Source organism: Paenibacillus faecis (assembly GCF_008084145.1).
Taxonomy (GTDB): domain Bacteria; phylum Bacillota; class Bacilli; order Paenibacillales; family Paenibacillaceae; genus Fontibacillus; species Fontibacillus faecis.
Genome location: NZ_VSDO01000006.1, coordinates 187,547 through 203,801 on the forward strand (window position 1 = coordinate 187,547; position 16,255 = coordinate 203,801).

The 16,255-nt window shown below is 47.5% G+C and carries 17 protein-coding genes and 2 pseudogenes; 3 read left to right on the forward strand and 16 right to left on the reverse strand.

Annotated elements, in window-relative coordinates:
• Positions 1-15: 15 nt before the first annotated feature.
• The 13 genes and pseudogenes from FRY98_RS26040 to FRY98_RS26100 all read right to left on the reverse strand — a co-directional run bounded on the left by FRY98_RS26040 (position 16) and on the right by FRY98_RS26100 (position 10,623).
• Positions 16-810 carry a Nif3-like dinuclear metal center hexameric protein gene (locus FRY98_RS26040; protein WP_148457633.1) on the reverse strand — a complete coding sequence of 265 codons (795 nt, stop codon included), beginning with the start codon at positions 808-810 and terminating at the stop codon, positions 16-18.
• 92 nt (positions 811-902) lie between these two features.
• Positions 903-2,219, reverse strand: coding sequence for an ABC transporter substrate-binding protein (locus FRY98_RS26045; protein ID WP_148457634.1), 1,317 nt, complete (start codon positions 2,217-2,219; stop codon positions 903-905).
• 139 nt (positions 2,220-2,358) lie between these two features.
• Positions 2,359-2,649, reverse strand: a complete 291-nt coding sequence (locus FRY98_RS26050; RefSeq protein WP_148457635.1) for a YfzA family protein — start codon at positions 2,647-2,649, stop codon at positions 2,359-2,361.
• A gap of 204 nt (positions 2,650-2,853) precedes the next feature.
• Positions 2,854-3,624, reverse strand: coding sequence for an ABC transporter permease (locus FRY98_RS26055; RefSeq protein ID WP_148457636.1), 771 nt, complete (start codon positions 3,622-3,624; stop codon positions 2,854-2,856).
• The gene (locus FRY98_RS26060; protein ID WP_148457637.1) at positions 3,625-4,383 is read right to left on the reverse strand and encodes an ABC transporter ATP-binding protein; all 759 of its coding nucleotides are present in this window, start codon (positions 4,381-4,383) and stop codon (positions 3,625-3,627) included. It lies immediately after the preceding gene.
• A gap of 13 nt (positions 4,384-4,396) precedes the next feature.
• A pseudogene (locus tag FRY98_RS26065) lies at positions 4,397-4,736 on the reverse strand (DUF1048 domain-containing protein).
• Positions 4,737-4,748: 12 nt separating this feature from the next.
• Positions 4,749-5,096, reverse strand: a complete 348-nt coding sequence (locus FRY98_RS26070) for a DUF1048 domain-containing protein (RefSeq protein ID WP_148457638.1) — start codon at positions 5,094-5,096, stop codon at positions 4,749-4,751.
• The gene (locus FRY98_RS26075) at positions 5,096-5,401 is read right to left on the reverse strand and encodes a PadR family transcriptional regulator (RefSeq protein WP_276508735.1); all 306 of its coding nucleotides are present in this window, start codon (positions 5,399-5,401) and stop codon (positions 5,096-5,098) included. Before FRY98_RS26075 ends, FRY98_RS26070 begins: the two co-directional genes overlap by 1 nt.
• A 263-nt stretch (positions 5,402-5,664) precedes the next feature.
• Positions 5,665-6,255: a hydrolase gene (locus FRY98_RS26080; protein ID WP_148457640.1), complete on the reverse strand. Its 591-nt coding sequence runs from the start codon at positions 6,253-6,255 to the stop codon at positions 5,665-5,667.
• A 16-nt stretch (positions 6,256-6,271) separates the two neighbouring features.
• The gene (locus FRY98_RS26085; RefSeq protein ID WP_148457641.1) at positions 6,272-7,492 is read right to left on the reverse strand and encodes a multidrug efflux MFS transporter; all 1,221 of its coding nucleotides are present in this window, start codon (positions 7,490-7,492) and stop codon (positions 6,272-6,274) included.
• A 115-nt stretch (positions 7,493-7,607) separates the two neighbouring features.
• Positions 7,608-8,438, reverse strand: coding sequence for an AraC family transcriptional regulator (locus FRY98_RS26090; protein ID WP_148457642.1), 831 nt, complete (start codon positions 8,436-8,438; stop codon positions 7,608-7,610).
• Between the two features lie 197 nt (positions 8,439-8,635).
• Positions 8,636-9,817, reverse strand: a complete 1,182-nt coding sequence (locus FRY98_RS26095) for a YhgE/Pip domain-containing protein (RefSeq protein ID WP_148457643.1) — start codon at positions 9,815-9,817, stop codon at positions 8,636-8,638.
• 26 nt (positions 9,818-9,843) lie between these two features.
• Positions 9,844-10,623 carry a nuclear transport factor 2 family protein gene (locus tag FRY98_RS26100; protein WP_148457644.1) on the reverse strand — a complete coding sequence of 260 codons (780 nt, stop codon included), beginning with the start codon at positions 10,621-10,623 and terminating at the stop codon, positions 9,844-9,846.
• Between the two features lie 193 nt (positions 10,624-10,816).
• Here FRY98_RS26100 and FRY98_RS26105 point away from each other — a divergent pair, with 193 nt between their 5' ends.
• A complete protein-coding gene (locus tag FRY98_RS26105; protein WP_148457645.1) occupies positions 10,817-11,419 on the forward strand; it encodes a TetR/AcrR family transcriptional regulator in 603 nt (200 codons plus the stop codon).
• 186 nt (positions 11,420-11,605) lie between these two features.
• On the opposite strand, the gene FRY98_RS26110 is transcribed toward FRY98_RS26105, so the two are convergent.
• Positions 11,606-11,926, reverse strand: a complete 321-nt coding sequence (locus tag FRY98_RS26110; protein WP_211373372.1) for a hypothetical protein — start codon at positions 11,924-11,926, stop codon at positions 11,606-11,608.
• A 426-nt stretch (positions 11,927-12,352) separates the two neighbouring features.
• Between FRY98_RS26110 and FRY98_RS29575 the strand changes: the two are divergent.
• Together FRY98_RS29575 and FRY98_RS26120 are read left to right on the forward strand one after the other, a co-directional pair.
• Positions 12,353-12,493: pseudogene (locus FRY98_RS29575) on the forward strand (DUF1648 domain-containing protein); the annotation flags it as partial.
• Positions 12,494-12,683: 190 nt separating this feature from the next.
• Complete coding sequence (locus tag FRY98_RS26120) at positions 12,684-14,135, forward strand: alpha/beta hydrolase family protein (RefSeq protein WP_148457648.1); 1,452 nt, start codon at positions 12,684-12,686, stop codon at positions 14,133-14,135.
• A gap of 208 nt (positions 14,136-14,343) precedes the next feature.
• On the opposite strand, the gene FRY98_RS26125 is transcribed toward FRY98_RS26120, so the two are convergent.
• Complete coding sequence (locus FRY98_RS26125; RefSeq protein WP_148457649.1) at positions 14,344-14,625, reverse strand: hypothetical protein; 282 nt, start codon at positions 14,623-14,625, stop codon at positions 14,344-14,346.
• Positions 14,626-14,793: 168 nt separating this feature from the next.
• Positions 14,794-16,095 (reverse strand): MFS transporter, encoded by a 1,302-nt coding sequence (locus tag FRY98_RS26130; protein WP_148457650.1) that lies wholly within the window; start codon positions 16,093-16,095, stop codon positions 14,794-14,796.
• Positions 16,096-16,255 lie beyond the last annotated feature (160 nt).

Sequence of the window (16,255 nt, forward strand, 5' to 3'; positions counted from 1 at the left end):
TCCACTACGCTCCTGTCAAATAATTTGGAAAAGCGGCTTTTCAGCAACAAAATAAACGGGAAGGCCGGGGTACCGCGCCCTGAGCACACCCGCCAAATAATTCATGCCGGGCTCCTCGCTTTGCGCGTGGCCCAAGACGATGATGGCCTTGCGTTTTCCTTGCTGCACGGCATCTCTTACATATTCGGGCGTTTCCCACTCCGGACCTTCGCCCAATATAATCAAATCCAAGTTTTCCTGCTCAAAAAGCGGAATCGCCGTAAGGCCGCCGCCCCTGTATCCCGCGAGCAGGCCAATTCGCGAACATATCATGGACAGGTCGCCAACGACGCGCACATACGGAACGCCAAGCTTGCTCTTGAGGTGGCCGGCAATTTCACGTACGCTCGCCTCCGGAATTTGGATGATGGCCGATGCCGGGTGATATTCCGCAAGGTGCTTCTGCCAGTCCAACTGCTCGATCAGACCGGCCATAATCCCGTCGGGCTGATAACGATGCCAATAATCATGAAACCTGAAAATAGCCATTCCGGTTTCCTCGATCAGCTTTCGTTTTTCCGTGGCTACAGAATCATTTTTAATGGCCTCTCTATTATTATGATGGCTGAAAAATATCCCTTCGTGGCTGATCAGCAGATTTGCCCCTGCCTTTGCGGCCTGACGAATGACGTCAGAAGAGGCCACAAACGCCGTGGCGATTCCCCTGACTTCCGCCGACGGATCTCCGAATTCAAGCACATCCACCGTTGTTTCGAGCTGCCCCACGGGCCTGATGAGTTCATGAATAACATCCTCGATTCGAAGCGGCATGTTTTCTCCCCCTTCTATTCCTATAATCTCTGAAACGGGTAATATAATACCCGGAACAAGGTTAGCGTTCCGGGTTTTGCGTCTGGCCAAGCTTAGTTTTCGTAAGATGCGGAAGCTTCCTTCAATTGATCAAAAGCTTGTTCCGGGGTAATTTTACCGAAACTGAGTTGGTCATGGACATAAGGGAAGTCTTTATCAATAAAGTTCGTCCAACCGCCAGCGCCTGCCGTCCAGGTTTGCGCGTCAGGTGCGGAAGCGTTATACATGTCCAGACCGCCTTTATCCGTTTCGCTCATGCTGGATTCCAGAATTTTGGCGCTTTCGCTATTTGCCGGGATACCGCGCAGAGTGCCCAGGGTCTTAGCCGCTTCCGGATCATTAACGAACCAGTTCACAAATTCGATCGCTTCTTTTTGGTTTTTGGAGTCATTGGTAACCGCCAAATACATGGAGGGCTTCACCCATCCCCCCGCTTGCTCCGCACGAGGCATCGTCACAAGGGAGTAAGCGCCTTTTTTCAAGCTGTCCCAAGAAGTGAGCGCATTGGAGAAGCTGTAACGGAACAAAATTTTGCCCGAAACCATCAGATCCATTTGCGGATCAAGCTCTTTGTCCGCCGTGTTTACGTCTGCCGGAGGCACCAATCCTTCCTTCCGGAGCTTGTCAAAGTGATTCGCCCAGTCGATGAAGGTATCACGGTCGATGTTGAAATGGCCGTCGTCCGTAATGACCGGGCCCTTGCCTTTAGCGTATTGATAAGCCGAATACACGAAGTAGTTGGCGGCATAATCTTTAACGAAGTATTGTCCTTCCGGCAGCTTGGATTTGGACGATTCGGCTAACGCGAAGAAATCGTCCCATGTCCAGCCGTTGGCCGGAGTTGGAATGCCCAGTTTGTCGAGGGCGGCTTTATCGTAAATCATGCCGAACGCAACCGATCCAAGCGGAACAGCGTATTGTTGGCCGTCAAGCGAGCCGCCCGCGAGCAGCTTCGGATCGAATTTGGATACATCCACATCGGTCAATGGCGTCAATTGATTCCGGCTCATCCAGTCCGGCATCCAGCCCGGATCCAATTGAACGATATCCGGAGCATTTTTAGCCGCCGCTTGCGTGGAGAGCTTATCCAGATAACCGTCCATACCGGAATACTCCGGTTCAAAAGTGATGTTAGGATGATTTTTCGTGTACAAATCAAGAGCGGCTAACGTAGCCTGATGCCGATCCTGTGACCCCCACCACATAATCCGCAGCTTAACTTGCTTGTTGCTCGTGTTCGCAGCCGCGTTTCCAGAATTTCCTGTTTGCGAATGATCGGCAGAATTTCCTCCTCCTCCGCCGCAGGCGGCCAACGATCCTACCAGTGAAGCTGTCATCGCCACCTTAAGTAAACGCTTCCATATAAACATTGTGAAACCTCCTTTTGAATAGCAGATATCTGTTTACATCTCCTATAGTACCGATTCAAAGAGGAGGTTTATATAAGAGCAATGCACAATTTATTATAAAATTCCTCGAAAATAATCAGCCGGCATGCTATTCCTAAATTTAGTGAGAAAAACCATTTTTTATTGCGCTTATCATTCCAGGAACAAGGAAAAAGACACCAAAAAATACGGTCAGCAAATTATAATGGGGCGTTTCATAGAAATTAAACCATTCAGCAAAAATTGGAGTATCAAGTATTCTTCCAAGTATCGTTCCATGGGTATCTCTGTAATTTAGTTTCCATCCAGTTGCTTCAGATATAATAAAGAATATTTGTGACAACAAGAACACACCAATAGAAGATACCCAGTATCTTTTCAACAATGGAACAGTATTTTGTTTCCTAACCAAAGTAATCTCATCCTTTATTTAATCCCATTTTCTATTTATATTATAAAGTTAACTTCATTAAATAAATTAACACAGTTTAATTCATTTTGTAAATGCTTGCCATATCTCCCCGCAAGACTTTGTCCTGCAGCAATAAAAATCAGCGATGGATCGGTTCCACCGCCGGGCTATCGTCTTTTAATTGTTGAGTTACCAGAACAAACATTAAGTCTCTTTCCGTTTGTATACACGTACCGCGACTAGATATGCGACGATCAGTATCCCTAAGCACCAAGCGAGAGCGACCCAAATATCATTGCCCACTGGTTGGTCGGACAGAAGCGCTCGGATGGATTCCACGATCGAGGTTACCGGCTGATTTTCGGCAAAGGCGCGAACGAACCGTGGCATCGACTCGGTGGGTACAAATGCCGAACTGATAAACGGCAGAAAGATTAGCGGATAGGAAAACGCGCTTGCGCCTTCTACCGATTTGGCGGACAGTCCGGCAATCGTCGCCACCCAAGTCAAGGCAAGCGTGAACAGCATGAGAATACCGGCTACGGCAAGCCAAGGCAGTACCCCCGCCGACGAGCGGAAGCCCATAAGCAAGGCAACCAGAATGATGACGACAAGCGAAATCGCATTGGATACCAGCGAGGTCAGCACATGCCCCCACAGTACGGCGGAACGCGCAATCGGCATGGTATGAAACCGCTCGATGATGCCCCGTTGTTTATCCAAGAACAAACGGTAAGCCGTATAGGAAATACCGCTTGCAATAGCCATCAGCAGGATACCGGGCAACAGGTAATTTACATAATTATCCGTACCGGCTTGGATTGCGCCGCCAAACACGTAGACGAACAGCAGCATCATCGCAATCGGAGTGAAACAGACCGTGATGATGGTGTCCATGCTGCGGAAAATATGACGCATGGAACGTCCAAGCATAACGCCCATATCGCTGAAAAAGTGGTTCTTCATCGTATCCATTTAGACAGCCTCCTTTTTATCGATTATTGCAAGGAATATTTCCTCTAACGACGGCTGTTTTTCAACATACTCCACCTTTGTGGATGGGAACAATTCTTTCAGCTCTGAAAGCGTACCGTTCGCGATAATTCTGCCTCCGTGAAGAATGGCGATTCGGTCGGCCAACTGCTCGGCTTCCTCCAAATACTGCGTGGTCAAGAGTATCGTCGTGCCGCCAGCCGCCAGCTCCTCGACGATCTTCCAAACCTCGATGCGCGCCTCCGGGTCAAGTCCGGTAGTCGGCTCATCCAGGAAAATAATCCGCGGACTTCCGACAAGGCTCAAGGCGATGTCGAGCCTGCGGCGCATACCGCCTGAATACGTAGAAGCCCTGCGGTCAGCGGCGTCTGTCAAGCCGAAGCGTTTAAGCATGTCGTCTGCAACCTGACGCGGATTTTTTAGATGCCGCAGCTTGGCAAGCATGATCAAATTTTCTCGTCCGGTCAATATCTCGTCCACGGCGGCAAATTGCCCGGTCAGACTGATCGCATGCCGCACTTTCTCGGGTTCTAAGGCGACGTCGAATCCGTTTACCATGGCGGTGCCTCCGTCTTGTTTGAGCAGCGTGGCGAGGATTCTGACCATCGTCGTCTTGCCCGCGCCGTTGGAGCCAAGCAAGGCGAAAATCTCACCTCGTTTCACTTCAAAATCGACGCCCTTTAGGACTTCTTTGCCCTTGAAAGACTTTCGCAGACCTTTCACATCCATTGCCTTTTCCATCCCGAAATCCCCCTTACTTCTTTTTATCCTTGGCCTGGTTACCTTTTTGGGCAACGGACTCTAGATAGATTTCAGCGTAAGTTTTTGAATCTTGAATTAGATCGTCACAGAAGGCCGCTACGTCTCTGCCCGTCACTTCGAGTACGCCTTTTCCCATGGCTGCGCCCTCTTCAAAAAGATCGACGATCCCCGAGAGCAACCCCGTCCCGTCGGTAAGCTCAACGGGGCCTACCTTGAAGAGATATTTCTGGATCTCTTTATAAACCGATCTGGTAATCCTGCGGAAGCGCTTTAACACGCGCCACGTGCGCCCGCCACTCTTTTTTGCCTTCGATGATGTCTCGTATTCTCATCATATCCACCTCCTATTTGCCTAATTTTTTTGCAATAGTATTGTTGAGCTGCTCGCGCCACTTGTCGCGATAAGACTTTGCCCCTTCTTCGCCGGCCAATGCTGAACAGAAGCCATTGATATCGTCACCCAGCACCTCATGGATACTCTGACCCTCCGCAGCCGATTCTTCGAGCAGGCCAAGCACGCCGTCAAGAATTGGCATGAGGTTGCGGCCGGTGAAATCGGAGTGCGGCCAGAGATAGGCATTGATTTCTTTCCATGCCGCTTGATATTCAACCGGCAGCTTTTGGGCTCGCAATTCAAAAGCTTTGAATTCTTTATTCATATCATTGCCAGTTATTTTATTCCAGAAATTCATTACTTCCTCTCCTTTAACTCGTTAATTTTTGAGGATACGAACTCCCATTTTTCCCAGAACCTCCGCAGCTCCTCGCTCCCCGCTTCATTGAGCGCGAAAAACTTTCGTGGCGGCCCCATGTCGGAGGGCTTTTTGGTGACCTCTACCAGCTTGTTTTTTTCAAGCCGGATCAGGATGGTGTACACCGTTCCCTCCACAACATCCTTGAAGCCGAGGGCGTTCAGCTGCCGCGTGATTTCGTAACCGTAAGTTTCATTGCGGCTTATAATCTCAAGGACGCAGCCCTCCAGCACCCCTTTGAGCATTTCCGTAAGGTTTTCCAACACAATCACCCTTCACTATTCTGTATGACTGGTATTTAGTATTACTTACTACCGCTATAAAGTAACACGTAGTAGTTGCTTTGTCAATAGGGTTTGATCTCCCATTTGGGACCATGTCCTTGTCCCTCGACAACTCCCCCGCAACCAGATTCCTTCCGAGGCGACGTATCCGTACCCACGCTCCAAAACAAACAGGCTGCCACCAAGCGGACTAAGCGCTCGGGACAGCCTGTTCCGGTGCATTTTTAGTTCAAAGCCGAAACGATTTCATCCGTCGTCCGGATCTTGCCGATCCGCGGAAAAATATGTTTGCATACATAATCATGTTCTTCCCGCGTTGACGCAGTCATGGCATCTTCGGCAAAAATTTGTTGGTACCCGTGCTGGAACGCCTCTCTGGCCGTCGTGTCCACGCCGATGGAGGTGGAAATCCCGCACAGCACGATCGTATCGATGCCGCGGCGCCGCATCTGCAGATCCAAATCCGTGCCGTAGAACGCGCCCCACTGCCGCTTGGTGACGACATGGGCGTTTTTCACGCCGGCCAATTCCGGCAGGATGCGATCCCAGCCTTCGGGATATTGTCCGATAACGAGCTGCTGATCGGTTTGCGGCTTCAGCGAATCTTTGCCGTCCGGGGACGATGAAACGCGGACCAGCACAACGAACCCGCCTTTCTCTGCAAACGCGTTCGCCAGTCTGCCAGCGTTCTGAATGACCTGACCGCTCGTATAAGGAGCGACTTGACGTCCGGAATTGGCGATCCCCTGCTGGAGGTCAATCACGACGAGCGCCGTTTTCCCGATTTCAATATCCGTCACTTTCAAATCCGTCATATTTCAGCTCTCCTTTTCATTTGTTGGCTTCCGCATCGACGCTTCCCTGCGCCCTGTTCATTTTCCGGTACACTCTAAAATAGACCCAAACCGCGTTTGCCAACAGCAAAGCACTGGTCGTGAAGAATACATATTTGACGCCGAGCCAACCCGCCACCTGTCCACCCATCACGGAACCGGCGAAAACGCCCAAATACCCGGCCGCCATGCTGAAGCCGAACACGCGGCCCGTCAGGGAGTCGGGCGTTATTTTTTTGATCAGCGTATTGACCGACGGATTCAGCCCCGCCGCCGCGATCCCCAGCAAAAAGCGCAGCCCCGTCAGCTGCCAAGCGTTCGTAACGAAAGCTTGCGGGATAAACACGAAGCCCGCCGCAAGCAGTGCGGCCAGCATCACTTTATGGGTTCCCACTCGATCGGACACCTTGCCGAGCTGAGGCGCAGCCAACATATTGGCCAGCCCCGAGGCCGAAAAAGCGATTCCGGCGATCAGCGCGACATGGCTTGCCCCTTGGGTAAGCTGGTTGACGTACACGGTGATGACCGGTTCCACGGAATACATGGCCACACTCAAGACGAAAAAGGTAACGAACAAAGTCAACGTCAAGCTTTTCTCGTGAATCGCGCTCCAAATTTCTTTCATTCCTGGCACTTTGGTCTCCGTCCGCGTAAAATTTTCCTTCACGAACAACACCGTCGTCGCAAAAGCGATCAACATCAGCGCGCCGATGAGAAAAAAATCGTTTTGCATCCCGAAGTTTTCCCCGATAAGCCCTCCGATCGTCGGCCCCAGCAAGGAACCGGCGATATTAGCCGTGGACAATGTGCCTAAAGCAAAGCCCGCATGCTCCTTGTCCGTTTGGGTGGCGATCAACGTTGTGCAGGCGGTTCCATAGCCCGTGATCACCCCTTGCAGCATCCTTAATCCGATGAGGGCGTACACATTCGGAGCCACCCCCATGCAGCCGATCACGATCGCCATCCCCAGGCTGGCCCGCAGCAGCATCGGCTTGCGCCCGTATTTATCCGCGGCCAGTCCCCAAATCGGTGAAAAAATCGCCGACACGATAAATGTGATTCCGAACGCGAGTCCGGAATACCGCGCGACGGCTCCGGGATCGTCGACTCCAAGCTGCCGGATGTATAGCGGCAAAATCGGCGCGATCTGGCTCATGCCGATCCCCGTCACAAACATACCGAACCAGCACACGAGCAAATTCCTTCTCCAAATCGGCATACAGCAAAGCCTTCCTTCTGTTAAAACCCGTGAAAATGAAATGTCTGCGCATGCGCAATGAACAATATTGCAGGATTATATTAACGGAAAGAAAGGCATTACACCATGCATAATTTTAAATTCCATGGACAATTTTGCTGTAAAATTCGGAAGGACTGATCCCTTCTATTCGCTTAAAGATTCGGCTGAAATAAAACTCGTCGGCAAATCCAAGCTCCGCAGCGACTTCCTTAACTTTTCTGTCTCCCTCGGCAAGCAGTTCCTTGGCTTTGTCCACTTTGATTTTGTTGAAAAATTCAATGACCGAGTATCCCGTCGTGCTCTTGAACGCCCGGGACAGGTAATACGAGGACAAATGGACTCGGTCCGCCAACTCCGCCAAAGTCACGCGCTGCCCGATATGCTGATGCATGTATTCGATCACTTTCTCGACCTTTAAGCTGATGGCGTGATTTTCATTTTGCTTTAACCGAAGTTGCAAAATTTCGAACAGCAGCTGCTGAAGGTACACCTTTGCGATCAGCTCGTGCCCCGGCTGCTTGGCATACCAGCTCTCCACCAGTTTTTTGAACGTATCGGCGATTTGATAGCCCTTTTTAAGCGGCTGCGCCTCTTGCAGCGGAAGTGGATTCGCTTTGTCCCCGACCGACCAGACGCCGTCGTTGAAGCGGATATCCGCGCAGCTAAAATGCACCGTGAAGCAGCATATCGGATCGCGGGCATCGTTCTCGAACGTGTGCACAATATCGGGACGGATATAATACAGCATGCCCTCCTGCACCGCATGACTTCGGTTATCCACAGTAATACGGCCGGTCCCTCCGGTCACCAAGACCAGCTCGTGATGCTGTAGGGTTCGCGTGATGCGGGTCCACGGCTTCCTTGGATCGTTCGGATCCCGGCGGTTGCAGTAATGAATATGAAAAAAGAGGTTTTTTAGATCCATGGCTCCTCCTTGTTCTTGCCGTTTCATTATATAAAGATCTTATCATACGCCGTGATGGATATGCCGCTGTAAAGTGAAAAGGCATTGCCATGAGCATGTCCCGCAAGGGTACGCCCACTGGTAATGCCCCATTGAATCGTTTCATTCCACGCTAAAGTCTGAACCAAGTACACAGCTCAGCCGGCTCCTTGCTATTTTCAACCTACATTATCATTAATAGGAGCGGCATCAGTTGCTCGACCGGCCTTAAATCCTGAAGCGAGCAGCAGCATCAGAAATCCTACAGCTATGCCCCCCAAGATCAAAGCGTTCGAAGAGGCCGCGTCTAATCCGCCGAAGTACATCACTTCGCGCAACCCCCCTGCCGCAAACCGTAATGGCGTCCACGAATAGATCCAATCTCGCGCCGACTGTGGCAAGAATTCCGGAGCCATGTTCAGTAACGGGATGGAGAAAAACATCAGAAATACAAGCAGCGGCATCGCCCGGAATCCGATCCAATTCAGTAAGGAAGATTGCAGCAGGAAGAACGTTGATCCGACCAGCCATAAGAACAACCAAGTTCCCCCTGCATCTGCCATTTGCATCCCGTACCACGATAAAGCCATCCAGATGGTAAAACCTGACGCAAGGCTCACGGTCACAAGTCCGACGATAGCTTGCGATAAACTAACTGCCCATCTACTTGAACCAACAGCAATCGCCTTCTTGCTAGCCAGGAACAAGAAGATTCCAGTCACCAGACTGCCGATCCACATAATCTGGGTTAACAAAGCCGGTGCATTCCCCGAGGCGTTGTTAACCCCCGGCGAATGTACGATTTCTTCTTGAATGTTCATAGGTGTCACAAAAGCTTTAGCCGTCTCAGCTGTAATTTGTTCTTGTTGCTGCGCCATCTGTTCAAGCAGTTGTTGCGAAAGTTCCTCGCCAATTATTCTTAGAGCTTGCCCCAATACCTGTGTTACTATCGTCGAAGCTTGGGTGCTCATGCCTTCGTTAGCGATGATTTTCACATGAGGATGAGTCGGCGATGAAGTTGCTAACGAAAGCAAGCTACTGCTCAAATCTGCCGGAAGCACCAGCGCCCCGTAATATTCGCGTTTATCCAACCCTTCCCGGGCTACTTCCTCGGAACCCATAACATGCCAAACAAATGGCAGCGCCGGGTTCGCACCTAATGTCGCCTGGATTGTCTTCCCTACCTCTAACGTTCCGCCAGACGGCAGTTTCACCGGTTGGTCAAGGTTAACGAGGGCCACCGATATCCCTTTTGGCTCCGCACCGAGCACCGAGCCCATCGTCGCCAATCCGAATAAGATCAACACAACAAGTACGATTACCACTCCGAGCCACGTCATTTTTTCTTTCAGCATGCTCATGTTCCTCTACTCCAAATACACCAAACTCAAAATCTGCTGTTTGAATTTTTTCGTTTTTCTGCCGGCAGTATGGCCTCTACGACGTCCCAATGTTCGGCGATTTCCCCCTTCTCCACGCGGAAAATATCATAGAAAGCAGTAGGCTGACCGTTGAGGAAACCTTCACTCACTGTAAGCACAAAATCACCTTGTCCAATCACTTTATGGACATGAGTATATTCGAATTCGATGTTCTTCTCCTTCAGCGCCTGCAGTGCAGCATGGAGACCGGAAAGGCCGTCTGCAATATGCGGACTATGCTGAATGTAATTATCCCCATCAAAGTAAGTGGCTAGCAGACCGGGACTCTTCCCAAGCAGTATGTTTTCAACATAGCTTTTGACCAGTTTTTTATTATCCTCTGTCTTATCGATATCTTTTATCGTGACCGGTCCGTCAATCATCGTATGGTTGCTTGGTGTCTTGCCCTCCATCTCTTGCATATTATCCCAGTGTTCAACAATCAACCCATTCTCAAAACGGAAAATATCAATAATGATTTTGGGGCCAAAAAACTCGTATACGGAATGAAGTACTACATAATCTCCGTCAACCAAAGCGCGCTTAACACTTACCTTTGTACCAATTTCCTTTAAATGGTCAAGTGCACCGAGCATGGCCGCACGACCATCAGACAACCCTTGGTTATGCTGAATATATTGATCTGGATGAACGTAAGCACTAATTGCTTCGGGATTTCCGCTCTCAAAACTTTCCAGCACGGCAACTGCCTTACGAACAAGCTCATTTTGTTTTTCTGATGTCATTTGTATATCCTCCTATAATTTTATAGTCATTAGATAAATAATGAACGTAATGTTGTTTATTTATCTATCGCTCATTATAATAGGGGGTAAAATCAGGCTCAATATTCAATATTTTTGGTTTTGAAGGATAACAGACATCTCAATAAACTTTGTCGTTTAACTGCTCTAAATAAATTGAAGGGGACAGAAAATAATGAAGAAGAAAACTGACCTAAGAATACTTCGCACGAAACAATCGATTCGAAAGGCGTTTTATGAGCTTATTCAGGAAAAGGGATATGAAGCGATAACGATTCAGGATATTGCCGATCGGGCTATGATCAATCGAAATACATTTTATCTTCACTACCAAAATAAACCCAATTTATTAGATACATGTATAAATGAATTGTTGAACGAACTAAAGGATGCCGTCATTCTTTGTCCCATCAGCATAAACTCTTTCAGTATTTCTATGCTTGAGACAGTGATGCAAACCGTACTGGAACATATTTCGCGCAACATCACCTTTTACTACGCCATGTTAATTGAAGAGAACAGAATCTACCAGTTTCGAGCAAAAATGGAGAGTATCATTAAAGATAAATTAAACGAGGGATGGAATCCTAAGGAAAATGCTCCTGTAGCGATTTCTAAGGAATTGCTGCTCGAATATCTCGTATCGGCTTTCATGGGAATTGTCATTTGGTGGATTAAAAACGATCAGCCTCTTCCTGCCAATGAAGCAGCTGCTCAGTTTAGTAGAATTGTGACCTATGGGCATTTGAAAGCTGCTAGCACTTCAGCCGAGGAATAAAATTGGTGAGGTGCACCCCCTTAGAAATTACCCAGTCATTTAAGCCACGGTGTAGATGGTAAAGGACCCGATTCAAAGGTTTAGATACCGCACAAAAGCCTTCCCGCTTGGCGGTCATTTGCGCATGTCACGGCTGGAGCGACTGGGATAGGGATGTAACTCGCCATTATGTTTATGGGTATAGAGCTATTTTTGCAACTTGTTCAATCCCTTTACAAGAATGGTTGTTTTTTGAATATCTCCGCCACGATCAATATACGCAGACCATTTGGGGAAAACTTCTTTGAAGAATGTATTTCCTAAATCGGTTAAATCAGAGCTCCGCACTTCCAAGTCGTCCCTGATCGAACCATCCTCATGGAAAGGTTCTATAACAATTAACTTGTGCTCTACTAAAAAATTCATTAGTACCGTTGTCATTGAAGTAATTTGCTGTCGATAAGACAAGCTTTTGCTTCTTTTTAACATAGTGGGGTAACTGTATCTTAAAATACTCAAGCTTATCACCTCGGATTTCACCTACATAATCTGTAGGTATAATTTCAAAACTGTGAAGTACGATTGCTACCTTGTTTTTGTACTCTAACTGCTTCAGTGCTGCTTCCGACTTCCTTTTCCAAATATAGCAAAATAGGCAGGTATAGTCGAAACGCACTTCCACCTTCCCCCAGTAGTCCTCAAATCTAGTTCGAAGTGCTGCCCACTCGATAAAGACTTGATGGATCCCTGTTTGACACAGACTACGTTTAATCGTTACTATTAAAAATGACCTATTAGTTTTACAAAAAACCGACATATTAAGAATGGGGTATCTTCATGGTCCTGTAGGACAGCACGGTCGTTAGTGTGCCTAAGCTAGTTCTATATTTTGATACTCCTCCACACCATTGAAAGGTAGGTATCCCTAATTTGAAACTTTATCTTCATCCTAAAATGCTGTTGTCAGTCACAGTCCTGGCGATCCTAGCCTCATGTATTGTTAGTTTTTATTGTTCTCCAAACATTCCGATCCATTTTAGCGGAGGTCAAGCGGACCAGTTCGTAAACAAATATATTGGACTATTTTTGATGCCGGCAATCATGATCATTACGCTTTTCATCCAGCGGATTTATATCCAAGCGGCCTGGCTGATCTACTTTTCGGCCTGCCTGCATCTCTTTTTGTTGTACGCCGCTTTGGTTTATTAAAGTAATTTTGAGCAACTAGCTGATTCATATTAGAAAAAAGAAACGACAGCAGCTGTTAAACACAGGAGGAACTTTTTTGAGATTCGGAGAAATGGTTATCATTATTTTCATTATCGTATTAGCATTAGCCACCATTTGGGGACAAAAAACGAAAAAAAGCTGGCTGATTTACTCGTTAATCGCTCTATATGCCGTAACGCTCGTACAGATGATGGTCGGGAATTTCCGTTGGCAAATGATACCTTGTTATGCGGCTTCGGTTATACTTACGATTTGTATCATTTTTAGAAAACAAGAAAGGCAACAACGCTCCAGAAAAAGAAGATATATCGTAGCCTGGTTGTGGACCGCAATGTTGATCCTCTACTCGGCAGTCATGGTCGTATTACCTGTCCTACTGCCTGTGTTTACCTTTAATCAACCTCAGGGTCCCTACTCTGTGGGAACAACCTTATATCACTTTATTGACAATGAACGGCCTGATGAATACTCTGCCGATCCAACGGACCACCGCGAGCTGATGGTACAGCTCTGGTATCCTTCCGACCAAGCACCAATGCAGGAAACCGTGCCTTACATTCGCGATGTATCTGCTATTACGCAAGGTTTGGAACATGCGCTGTCATTCCCGGCATGGACGCTAAGCCATCTGGGCCTTGTTAAGACCCATGCTTATAGCAATATCGGTCTGTCTTCAGCGGAGCAACAATATCCGATCTTGATTTTCTCTCATGGCATGACGGGTTTCCGCGGTCAGAATACCTTCCAGGTTGAAGAGCTGGCCAGTTACGGCTATATCGTCGTAGGGATCGACCATCCCTACGACGCGGCCGCAACAGTCTACCCGGACGGCCGAGAGATTTTGATACGGATGCCTAACCCTTCAGGTTTTGAAGCGTTGGATGAACACATGCATCTTTGGACCGAGGATGTATCCTTTGTTTTGGATCAACTTGAACAATTGAATAAACAAGATGAACAGAACCTTTTTACCGGCCGTCTTGATTTAGACCGAATCGGAATGTTTGGACATTCTTACGGTGGAGCCGCCGCTGCCCAGATGCTGCTGAAGGATAACCGTATCAAGGCCGCTATCAATATGGATGGAACCTTATATGGAGACCCTATGCCCGGCACTGGACTGACTAAGCCATATCTACAGATGAATGGTGAAAAAAGCATCGATAAGACCGTATTCGACAATAAGCTGGATCAAGCAATAGCCCAAAGTGGTAAAACCAAAGAGGAATACGAAGAATTTTGGGAAGAGACGGTGAGAAGGCGGACGAATGCTCTGCAAGGAGGCGGATATACGATGACGATACCGCATACCTCCCATATGAGTTTTACGGACTTCCATCTATTTTCCCCGTTATTGCCTAACCCGGGAGAAGATCCAAGATCGATTCATCGGATCATTAATGAGGTAAGTGTTGCTTTTTTTGATCAGTATCTCAAAGGTGCTTCAAATAACGCTATGGATCGAATCGCGGAAAAATATCCGGATATTGAGTTGGTTCATAATTGAACGCTCGTGTCATGTTGTTAAATATGTGTCGTTGAATGGACAAAAACAATATAGCTTTATCTGCACCAAGCAATATGGACTGAGTCGAAATTAATTCGGCTCAGTCCATTCAACTATGCGGGCATATGCTATTCCTAAATTTAGCGTGGAAAACCATTTTTTATCGCACTTATTATTCCGGGAACAAAGTCCAAAGTCCCCTTTATGATTACCTCTTCCACTCCACGCTTCGCAGAAGCCGGTGCTTCATTAATTCCAATACAAATTCCACATAATAATCATGACGCACTATCACTTTAAATTTGCGGTCAGGGTAGCCATAAAACAGAACGTCCGTATGCACATCATTGGCTTCGAACCACTTTCGAATTTGCCTAAGTTCATGAACAAGCGCTTCTTCATTCACGACCTGGATTTCGAATTCCACATCCTTTTCGTTAGCCTTCTCTTGGATTTGAATCACATCCGGATCAAATTGATAAGTCAGCATCAATCAAATTCCCCCTCGATTAAATTAAATACCGTAGGTGCACATAAATGCTTGCCATGATTGAAAGCAACATAAGCGGAAATCCATACTACAAATATTGCACGAATCGAATCGGAAATCCTTCTTTAACGGACATGACTGCCACAATTAAATTCGCGCTGGCACCGATCAGCAAGCCGTCTTGTTCCGAAACCAAACCACGATTGGAATAAGTAACAGAGACAAAAAAGCTCCAATTAAAGAAAGCGTGGAATAACTGGAGTGTGCTACAACCATACCAGATAACATTCCTCCGGATGCTCCTGATAAAGCAATTAGTACGTCCACTGTCCCTTGTGTTTTTGCACGAACATGGGGTGGGGCTCCATCAACGATGGCCGCTGTCCCACTAATCAAACCAAAGTTCCAACCTAATCCCAAAAGAGCCAGGGCAAGTGTGGTTAATCCCATTGAATCACCAGGTACGAGGGCAGCCAACAAACCAGAGAGCAACAAGGTAAAGCCGGAAGCATAAGCCATTACATTATATCCGAATCTATCCACGAGTACCCCAGTGATTAAAGACGGTAAATACATTGATGCCACATGTATTCCGATCACTAGGCCGATTTTACTTAAATCATGACCATGATGTTGCATATGAACGGGGGTCATTGTCATTATCGCAATCATGACAATTTGCGTAAGCACCATGATCGAGGCTCCGATCATTATCCCCTTTTTATTGATACTGCTTCCTTCTTCAATTGACTTTGCTCCGTGTGTTCCTTCGTGTTGCAGGTTAGCAATAGCCTTAGCTACAATGAACGGGTCCGGGCGTAAAAAAATGAGAAGTATCACGCCAGCTAAAATATAGGCTATAGCTGCGAGCATGAATGGGCCCGTTAATGCAGGAGCACCCATTGAAGATGCTAGTTTCCCGGTAACCTCCACAAGATTAGGGCCTGCAACAGCACCAAATGTTGTGAAAACCATTGCCATGCTTATTGTTTTCGCTCGTTGCGTGGGTAAAGCAAGATCAGTACCTGCATAGCGTGCCTGTAAATTTGTTGCTGTACCTGCTCCATAAACCAACATCGAAATAAAGAGTAAGGGGATGCTGTGGAACAATGCTGCGAGGATAACTCCAATAGCTCCAAAGCCTCCTGCCAAGAATCCTGCAGCAAGTCCGGTCCGTCTTCCCAATCTTTGAGACAGTCGCCCAACCATCAGTGCCGCACCAGCGGAACCTAATGTAAAAAGGCCAGTAGGAACTCCCGAGAAACTGTCAGTACCTAACATGTCTTGAGCGAGTAATGCACCTACGGTAATGCCTGCTGCTAGACCAGCTCCACCGCAAATTTGAGAAGCAATAACAACTTTCATTGTTCTTGAATGCAACTGGCGTTGCTTCTCTGATGATTCCACATACTCAACAATGGAATAGGGAATTTGTGCTGATGCGTGTTTGTCTAGGGATGCTTGTATCATTAACATTCTCCTTATTTTCGAAGAGCCAATTTGTATATCGGAGTCTATATTCCATGCTCTACTTGCTGGGTAGGTCTAAACTAGAAAATAAACCGACATGCTGAACTGCCAATGTCGGTTTAAATTTATTTATTTACTCGAGAATAGTCCACAACATCAT